Raw genomic sequence first — 253 nt, 5'->3', positions numbered from 1 at the left:
GGAAGTTCCACGGCACGATCTGGCCGACCACGCCCACGGCGCGGTAGTCCGCGAATTCTTCCGACTGCAGCTGGGCCCAGCCGGCGTGGTGGTAGAAGTGGCGCGCGGCCAGCGGCAGGTCGGCGTCGCGGGTCTCGCGGATGGTCTTGCCGTTGTCCAGGGTCTCGAGCACCGCGAACAGGCGCGAGTGCTTCTGCAGCAGGCGCGCCAGCGAATACATGATCTTGGCACGGCCATGGCCGCCCAGCGCCAC

General features: G+C 69.2%; 1 protein-coding gene. It reads right to left on the bottom strand.

The window, feature by feature from the left end:
* On the bottom strand, positions 1-253 hold a 253-nt coding region (locus B2R83_RS12965), incomplete at both ends, for an aldehyde dehydrogenase family protein (RefSeq protein WP_292041850.1).

Origin of the sequence: Massilia sp. UBA6681 (assembly GCF_002454935.1) — a bacterium.
Lineage (GTDB): Bacteria > Pseudomonadota > Gammaproteobacteria > Burkholderiales > Burkholderiaceae_D > Telluria > Telluria varians.
Note: the sequence above shows the minus strand (reverse complement) of the source record. Positions and strands in the feature narration are given on the sequence as shown.